The sequence below is a fragment of the Sinomonas sp. genome, assembly GCF_036848755.1.
Classification (GTDB): Bacteria; Actinomycetota; Actinomycetes; order Actinomycetales; family Micrococcaceae; genus Sinomonas.
In genome coordinates, this window is the sequence record NZ_DAIUJO010000228.1 from 1 (window position 1) to 2,358 (window position 2,358).

The window sequence follows — 2,358 nt, forward strand, 5'->3', positions numbered from 1 at the left end:
GGGCCCGGTACATGCAGCAGGCCTACACCTACTACGACCACGGGGACTTCACCCCCCCGCCCCAGAACCTCATCACCGGGGCAGCGCCGCGGGGCAGCGGCAGCCGGGCCCCCGCAGCCACGGGAAGCGGGTAGGCAGGTCCGTCCCCCGGGCTCAGCACTCTCTCAGGGGCTTGGGGGAATACTCGGCACTGCTGCCCCTGTCTCCCGACGGGACAGGCGCCGTCCGGACCGAGGCCCCTTGCCCCGCCACGCTGCCAGGGCAGGTGGAACCGGGCGGATGCAGATGACCTCCGGCAGCGTAGGAGGGAGGGAACGCAGTGGAGAGCGGTGGACGCCCTGTATCAAGACGGCAGGTCTTCGCCTGCTTGGGCTGGGGCCTGGGCACGGCTGGGATGGGGACCCTGGCCGGATGCTCCGCTCCGGCTCCCGCGTCCGCCCCGGCCGGATCGTCGGCCCCGTCGGCCGCGGCGTCGGGATCCCGGTCCCCGAGGCCGCCGACGCAGCCCTCCCACCCGCCCCTGCCGGGGATGCCCTCGGTAGCCGACCCGCACAATGTCTACGCCTCGGCCGGGGCCGGGATGCTCTCCCCGGCGGTCCGGGCGGACCGGCCCCTGGTCTACGTCCCGCACAACACCTCGGGCCAAGTCTGGGTGATCGACCCGGCCACGTTCGCCGTCGTGGCCAGGTACCCGGCGGGGGCGGAGGTCCAGCACGTGGTGCCCTCCTGGGACATGCGCACCCTGTACGCCACCGACGACGCCGGCAACGCCCTGGTGCCCTTCGACCCCCGCACCGGCCTGCCCGGGCGACCCATCCCGGCCGCGGCCCCCTACAACCTCTACTTCACCCCCGACGGCCGCTCCGCGGTCGTCGTCGCCGAAGCGCTGGCGCAGCTGCTCTGGTACGACCCCCACACCTGGCAGCACCAGCACACCCTTGACTTGCCCGAGTGCGCCGGGATCGACCACGCCGACTTCTCCGCCGACGGGCGCACGGCGGTGTTCACCGCCGAATTCTCCGGCCGGGTCGCCGTGGTGGACATCCCCTCCCGCTCCCTGGTGCGCGTGGTCGACATGCCCCAGCGCCACACCCACATGGGCCCGCAGGACATCAGGTTGGCCCCCGACGGGTCGGCCTACTACATCGCGGACTCCGACGCCGGTGGCCTGTGGGTCCTCGACGGGGCCGCCACAGGGGTCAGGCGGTTCATCGCGACCGGCGCCGGCGCCCACGGTCTCTACTACTCCCGTGACGCCGCCCGGCTCTTCGTCAGCAACAGGCTCGAGGGGAGCATCAGCGTCCTGGACTCCTACACGGGCGCCCCCCTGGCAAAGTGGCGGATCCCCGGCGGCGGCAGCCCGGACATGGGCAACCTGAATGCCGACGGGTCCCAGCTGTGGCTCTCCGGCCGCTACGATGCGGCCGCCTACGTCATCGACACCCGGGACGGGACCCTGATCCGGAAGATCCCCGTGGACGCACAGCCCCACGGGCTGTGCGTGTGGCCCCAGCCCGGGCGATACTGCCTCGGCCACACCGGCATCACCCGCTGAAAGGGGGCTGAGATCCCATCAGCGCCCGGCCCCTGCTCTCTCTGGCGGCCTCGGCCTACGGGGCACCGACGTCTGGCCGTTCCGGTTGCGGCCCCGCGGGGGCGGGGCGGCGGTACGAGCGGGCGCGTCGCCTACATCATGGCGGGATTCGAGGGCGCCGCCCTGCCGACCTGGCCGTGCTGGCCACGGCGGATGGGAGGCCCTTCGAACCCGTTGCCAGCCTCCCCGATCACCCGTGGGCTACGCCTCCGCCGCGGCCCTCCGCCCGAGGCTCCCTCGCCAAGACTGTCTGTCAGGACCACCTCGAGGCCCGGTGGGCGTCAGTTGCGCATCGCGGCACTGGATGCCTTTGCCCTCAGGGGCACCCCAGGGCTTCGGCGGCGGCTGTCCGGCCGAGGGAGACCACGCTGAGCTGCTCCGGGCTCATGCAGTCCCTGACCTGTCCCGGCAGGTCCATCAGCACCAAGTGCAGCGCAGCGCACCTGACCGTATAGGACTGCCCGAGGACCGAGCCCAGCTGGTGGCGCACGGCATGGGGAAGCGCCTCCAGCCCCAGGAGGGTGGCGATCGCCTCGTCCGGATACGCTGATTCCTCCGACATGGTCCCTTTCCCTTTCCCGTCGTCGACCGTCCCGGCCCCCGGGCGGGCGGGGATGCTCCTCCCGCGCTGCCTGCCCTGGCCACCACTCAGGCGCCGCGGGTGCGAACGGCGCTGCTCCCGGCGCGGGAGCGCCGGGAGCAGCCTGGGTGCTTCCTGCCGGAGGTGCCGGGAAGCGGTCGTGATGCCATCCCTGTGGAGTGGG

Annotated in this window: 2 protein-coding genes; one reads left to right on the forward strand and one right to left on the reverse strand. The window is 72.9% G+C overall.

Going from position 1 to position 2,358, the window contains the following annotated elements:
* The first annotated feature begins 529 nt into the window (after nt 1–529).
* Nucleotides 530–1,555: a YncE family protein gene (locus tag V7053_RS18770; RefSeq protein WP_334173770.1), complete on the forward strand. Its 1,026-nt coding sequence runs from the start codon at nt 530–532 to the stop codon at nt 1,553–1,555.
* A 355-nt stretch (nt 1,556–1,910) separates the two neighbouring features.
* Here the strand turns inward: V7053_RS18770 and V7053_RS18775 are convergent.
* The coding region (locus V7053_RS18775) for a hypothetical protein (protein ID WP_334173771.1) at nt 1,911–2,358 on the reverse strand (448 nt) is incomplete at its 5' end.

Coding starts and splice junctions, on each gene's coding strand:
- V7053_RS18770 (WP_334173770.1), top strand. CDS start 530: ATGCCCTCGGTAGCCGACCCGCACAATGTCTACGCCTCGGCCGGGGCC.